General features: G+C 65.3%; 9 protein-coding genes. 6 read left to right on the top strand and 3 right to left on the bottom strand.

Annotation, left to right across the window (positions count from 1 at the left end; translation table 11 throughout):
- Nucleotides 1–460, top strand: a 460-nt coding sequence (locus ACLF3G_RS29235; protein ID WP_430672897.1) for a hypothetical protein, incomplete at its 5' end; no start/stop codon positions are given.
- A 281-nt stretch (nucleotides 461–741) separates the two neighbouring features.
- Here the strand turns inward: ACLF3G_RS29235 and ACLF3G_RS29230 are convergent.
- Nucleotides 742–1,194 (bottom strand): hypothetical protein, encoded by a 453-nt coding sequence (locus ACLF3G_RS29230; RefSeq protein WP_430672896.1) that lies wholly within the window; start codon nucleotides 1,192–1,194, stop codon nucleotides 742–744.
- A gap of 62 nt (nucleotides 1,195–1,256) precedes the next feature.
- On the opposite strand from ACLF3G_RS29230, the gene ACLF3G_RS29225 reads away from it, so the two are divergent.
- A complete protein-coding gene (locus ACLF3G_RS29225) occupies nucleotides 1,257–1,946 on the top strand; it encodes a TetR/AcrR family transcriptional regulator (RefSeq protein ID WP_430672895.1) in 690 nt (229 codons plus the stop codon).
- A gap of 254 nt (nucleotides 1,947–2,200) precedes the next feature.
- Here ACLF3G_RS29225 and ACLF3G_RS29220 read toward each other — a convergent pair whose 3' ends face one another.
- Both ACLF3G_RS29220 and ACLF3G_RS29215 read right to left on the bottom strand, forming a co-directional pair.
- The gene (locus tag ACLF3G_RS29220) at nucleotides 2,201–2,689 is read right to left on the bottom strand and encodes an RES family NAD+ phosphorylase (RefSeq protein ID WP_430672894.1); all 489 of its coding nucleotides are present in this window, start codon (nucleotides 2,687–2,689) and stop codon (nucleotides 2,201–2,203) included.
- Nucleotides 2,686–3,093: an antitoxin Xre/MbcA/ParS toxin-binding domain-containing protein gene (locus tag ACLF3G_RS29215; RefSeq protein WP_430672893.1), complete on the bottom strand. Its 408-nt coding sequence runs from the start codon at nucleotides 3,091–3,093 to the stop codon at nucleotides 2,686–2,688. Before ACLF3G_RS29215 ends, ACLF3G_RS29220 begins: the two co-directional genes overlap by 4 nt.
- 8 nt (nucleotides 3,094–3,101) lie before the next feature.
- Between ACLF3G_RS29215 and ACLF3G_RS29210 the strand changes: the two genes are divergently transcribed.
- From ACLF3G_RS29210 to ACLF3G_RS29195, 4 genes are all read left to right on the top strand, one after another.
- The gene (locus ACLF3G_RS29210; RefSeq protein WP_430672892.1) at nucleotides 3,102–3,254 is read left to right on the top strand and encodes a hypothetical protein; all 153 of its coding nucleotides are present in this window, start codon (nucleotides 3,102–3,104) and stop codon (nucleotides 3,252–3,254) included.
- Between the two features lie 201 nt (nucleotides 3,255–3,455).
- Nucleotides 3,456–4,297, top strand: a protein-coding gene (locus ACLF3G_RS29205; protein WP_430672891.1) for an IS5 family transposase whose coding sequence is annotated in 2 segments (ribosomal slippage) — nucleotides 3,456–3,837 and nucleotides 3,837–4,297 — 843 coding nt in all. Because the reading frame shifts where the segments join, the coding sequence is not laid out codon by codon here.
- Between the two features lie 103 nt (nucleotides 4,298–4,400).
- Nucleotides 4,401–4,538, top strand: a complete 138-nt coding sequence (locus tag ACLF3G_RS29200; RefSeq protein WP_430672890.1) for a hypothetical protein — start codon at nucleotides 4,401–4,403, stop codon at nucleotides 4,536–4,538.
- A gap of 8 nt (nucleotides 4,539–4,546) precedes the next feature.
- A complete protein-coding gene (locus tag ACLF3G_RS29195; RefSeq protein WP_430672889.1) occupies nucleotides 4,547–4,774 on the top strand; it encodes a hypothetical protein in 228 nt (75 codons plus the stop codon).
- The last annotated feature ends 56 nt before the right edge of the window (nucleotides 4,775–4,830 follow it).

Raw genomic sequence — 4,830 nt, 5'->3', positions numbered from 1 at the left:
GTTTGCTAGCGGCGGCGGCGACACGCCGGAAGCCAATTTCTTCGGCCTGCAGCAAGTCGCAACCTCCGGCGGCGCCACCGATGGTCTGGGCTCCACCGATGTCGCGGGCGGGTTCGGCACCGGCGCCAATACCGGATGGCGCAGCGGCGCCGGAAAGGTTGTGGTCTGGTTTGGCGACGCGTCATCGCATACCACGACGGTGAGCCAAGCCGAGGCGATCGCCGCGCTGCAGGCCAATGGCGTGACCGTGGTTGGCATCAACACGCAGAGCGCAGGCTTTGGCATCGACCAGTCAGGTCAGGCAAGCGCCAACACCGGCGCCACGGGTGGCACACTGACAAATGTCGTGACCGGCGCCAACCTGAACACAATGGCCTGCGCGAAGCCACCGCCAACAATGTTGTGGCCGGGGCCGTATTTGACGGAGGCATCGTCGCCGGTGCCGACGACGCGCGGGTAGGGCGCCGCCTCCTCCGCATGAGCTGCGATGGCGAAGGCCGGGGCCAGCAGGGCGGCCGTGACGATGGTCTTGATGTTCGAGCGCATGATGGTTCTCCTGAGTGTGTTTGTCGGGCGGTAACTGCCTGCCTCCACAAGATGCTGGTCTTGCGGGTTGGCGGCCAAAGCCTGGTGTCAATGAAGTCCACGCCTGCTGCGCGTCGTCAGCCGAAGGGCTTGCGCTGCAAGAGGGCCGTGAAAGCATCGTAGTGTTCCCACGACTTTCCCTGAGGGGACATACGGTTATCGCGTCGTCACTCGGACGAGGGCCGTTACTGGCTGGCCATCCACCAGGACCGGCCTGTGATGCTGATCCGCCAGCAGGATGCCGATCACATGCTCACCGGTGGCGCTGGGGCAGTGGCCGAACTGGGCGCCGATCAGGTTGCCGCCGAAGTCGCTGTTCATGCTGTTGTAGGGGCGCCCGGGGATATTACAGGTGTCGCCGTCGGGATCGAGCTTCAGGTGGATATGGCCGCAGCGCGGCTCGCTCCCGCATTGACCGGCTGGCCGCAGCGTGAAGTTGCTCCGCACGACAACGCCGATGGCGCGCTCCAGGTCGGTGCCCAGCGGCACCACCATGCCCTCGGTCGGCCAGACGATGTCCAGCCTCGCCGGCTCCTGGGCGGCGGCAGGAAGACCGCCGAGCAGGGCTGGGCAGATCAGCAAGGCGGCTCGGGTGATGGGTCGGAACATGGTCGCTCTCCTTCTGAGGTAATCACTGCTTACATAGTCTGCGAGGCAGGCACAACAACAAAGTGAGCGGCGATTACATGGATGGCGATCACGTGCTACGAAGGCCCATGCGAACACCCAAGACCAACACGCCATCCGCGCCGGCAGCGGCCCCTCGCTACCACCACGGCAACCTGGTGGAGGCACTTGTCGCTGCCACGATCGAGATCATCGAGGAGCGCGGCGTAGAGCAGGTTTCCGTTCGGGAAGCGGCGCGGCGGGCGGGCGTGTCACCTGGTGCCCCCTTTCGCCACTTCGCCACCAAGACCGCGTTGATGACCGCCGTCGCGGAGCAGGCGATGGACCGGCTAAAGGCCTCCGTGGACGTGGCAATCGAAGCCACGCGGGAGCAGAAGCCGCTTCTGCGACTCGAAGCCCTGGGTTCAGCCTACCTTCAGTGGGCGCTGCAGAACCCAACCCACTTCCAGATCATCAGTTCGCGTTCACTGATTGACATCGCATCATCGGACCGCATTCGCCAAGCCAACGAAGAGATCCGCGGCGTCATGATGCGGTTGCTGGCCGAGGCGCAGCTCGATGGGTCGCTTGCGCCGGATATCGACATTGGCCACCTCGTCCTGGTGACACGCGCCTTTGGCTATGGTCTGGCGCGGATGGTGATCGATGGTCACTTCCCGGAATGGCATGCATCCGAGCCCCCGGAGGACGTGGTGCCGAAGGCGTTGCGCCTTTTCATGGGCTTGCTCAGGTAGCGACGGTTCAGCGCGAACGTGCCGACCATGCTCGCCACAAGCTGGGTCGGATCGTTGGACACCCCTCCGAGGAGCATCCGCTCGGGCTTATGCAGATCGACCACAGGCTTGCCCGGGTGATCGTGGCCGCCTCGGAGATGACAAGTTGACAGTGCCGCGCGAAGGCAAGCCGCGGCAAATCATGAAGGACAATCGACCGGGAGGATCGGCGGCGCTGGCGTAGCTGGCGTAGACTGCGGCGCCTTCAGGCTCACTTACCTCGCCGAGCCGAAGAGGCGTCGATCCCAATGGATTGGCTGATGCAGGCTTGTGGTGATGTGCCGGAACTCGGGGTGCGCCGGATTGATCAGCACGTTGTCGTCGACGCGGGCAACGACGGATGGGACGATGAGAATGACGGAGCGAGCTTCGCGAACCCAGGCTGATCCATAAGGCTGGCTCACGCTCTCGTCGGCCGCGTCCCAGCCGGGCAGCGCCGCGGTGTTGAGGACCGCGTAGGTCAGCCCGCGCGGGATGGTGGTGGTGATGTAGTGCTGGTTGGGCGGCAGGCGGCCGGCGCCGTGGACCAGCTTCTCGAGCATGGCGGTCGAGTAGTTGGCGCCCGCATAGATCACGGGCGTGGTGTCCGTGTTCCAGCGTCCCGGCGCGAGGCGGGAGCCGGTTGCGTGGAAGATGGGGTAGGCGCCGGCGGGATCCCCGATGCGGTAGCAGGTGAGGGCGCGGTCGAGGATCTGCGCAGTCACGCCGCCGTGCCGTGACCCAGCCGCCCGAGGATCCGTTCGACCAGGCGTGCGCCGACATCCGAACCGAGGGCGATGGCGAGGGGCGTGTCATCGTCGAGCAGGGGATGGCGGCGTTGGAGAAAGTCGCGCGCCTCCTCGTCCGAGCCCCAGACGTCCCGCGCAACGGCATAGACGCCGGCGACGCGGGCGAGTTTGGCGCTCTCCTCGGCGGAGAGGCGCTTCGTCTTCTGGCGGCGCGCCAGGGTGGCCTTGGGGACGAAGGCGTAGAGGGTCTGCATGTCGCCCGGCGCGAGCGCCTCGGCCAGGCGGAGAAGGGCGCGGATGGGCAGGCCGTCCTGCAGCTGTCGGGCGAAACGGCATGAACGGGCGGCAGCTGGCCGAGGCAGCACGCGCAGGGACTTCAAGGCTGCCCGTGCTGTTCATCAGCGGCTACGCGGGGACGTCGCTGCCGCCGGGGATCGACATGATCGACAAGCCGTTTGAACTCGACGCCCTGGCACGGCGGGTCCGGATGGTCCTTGAAGCAGATCGGCGGGCCGGCGCGGATGGTCACCGTGGAGCTTGATGAGGGAGTTTCGCACGCCATACTGCACCCAGATATTGGTGAGCAAGGTATCTTTACTTAGAATATATTTGTGGCAAAATGGGATACCGCCAAGTAAAGTCACCGAGTACTGGCGCCGTGAGAGCCGATCCGGAAAGAAGTTGAATCGCCTGAATCGGATGTGATTCGCTGCTCCTGCGGACGATTCGCGGGAGCAGACGGATGGCGTGGACGGCAGAACATCGGCGTGCGGCGGACCGGCGTGGGCTGCGCTATCCCTCTGACCTGACGGATGCCGAGTGGGCGCTGGTCGCGCCACTGATCCGGCCAGCGAAGCACGGCGGCAGGCCTCGCAGGGTGGATGTGCGCGAGGTGCTGAACGCGGTGTTCTACGTGCTCTCGACCGGCTGCCAATGGAGCGCGCTGCCGAAGGACCTGCCGCCGAAGAGCACGGTGTGGGACTACTTTTCGCGCTGGGAGTGGGAAGGCACCATCGAGCGCATCCACCACGCGCTCTACGTCGCGGTGCGCGAGCAGGCGGGACGCGAAGCCAGCCCGACCACGGCGATCATCGACAGCCAAACGGCCAAGGCGGCGCAAAAGGGGGCGCTGCGCTTGACCCATCCGGCTACGATGCGGGCAAGAAAGTCGTCGGCCGCAAACGCCATCTGCTGACCGACACCATCGGCATGCTGCTCGCGGTGATCGTGCATCCCGCCGACGTGCAGGACCGCGACGGTGCCGAGCCGCTGTTGCGACAAGCACGCAGGCTGTTCCCATTCGTCGAGCGCCTCATCGGCGACGCGGGCTATCAGGGGCCGAAGATGGCGGCTGCCGTCGTCCGCACCGGCACATGGAAGATGGAGATCGTGCGCCGCTGCGATCGTCACCGCTTCGTCGTGCTTCCGAAGCGTTGGATCGTGGAGCGCACCATTGGGTGGATCAGCCGCAACCGCCGTCTCGCCCGCGACTTCGAGCGGCATCGCCGCATCGCCGCCGCCTTCGTCCGAATGGCCATGATCCGCATCATGCTCCGACGGCTTGCCGCAAAACCTTCAGCATGAATCCAAACTTCCCGGATGGGCTCTGAGATGATGGATCTTCCGTCTGCTCCGTTTTCACGGTTCGGAGCGCGGCGTGACGACATCATCCCTGAAAACTATCATTATGCTCCTGGTCGAAGATGACGCAAATCTTCAGGGTTTGCTGGAGATCGATCTTTCGGACGCAGGGTTTGAGGTCGTGCTGGCTGGCAATGGAGCCGACGCCATTGCCAGGATCGATGCGCAGCGGAGGAGGTGCTGAGCTGCACGATGATCGTGTCCGGCGTGAGTGCCTGGATGGCGGCCTACCACGACCGGATGCCGGTGCTGCTGGGCCCGGCGGACTTCACCGGCTGGTTGGACGGGACGCTGGGGGCTGAGGCGCTGCGGCCGGCGCCTGCGGATGCGCTGCGGGAGTGGCTAGTATCCAATCGCATGAATGCCACCGGCGTGGGCGACGATGATCCGACGCTGCTCGATCCGGTTGGAGCAACGTGAGAGCTGCGGCCAAATTCAACTCTGGTCGAACGAACCGCAAGCAGCGTCGAGGGCTA

It is taken from the genome of Falsiroseomonas sp. HC035 (assembly GCF_050563525.1).
Classification (GTDB): domain Bacteria; phylum Pseudomonadota; class Alphaproteobacteria; order Acetobacterales; family Acetobacteraceae; genus Falsiroseomonas.
The sequence above is the reverse complement of the archived record's forward strand: the minus strand, read 5'-3'. Positions and strand labels throughout refer to the sequence as shown.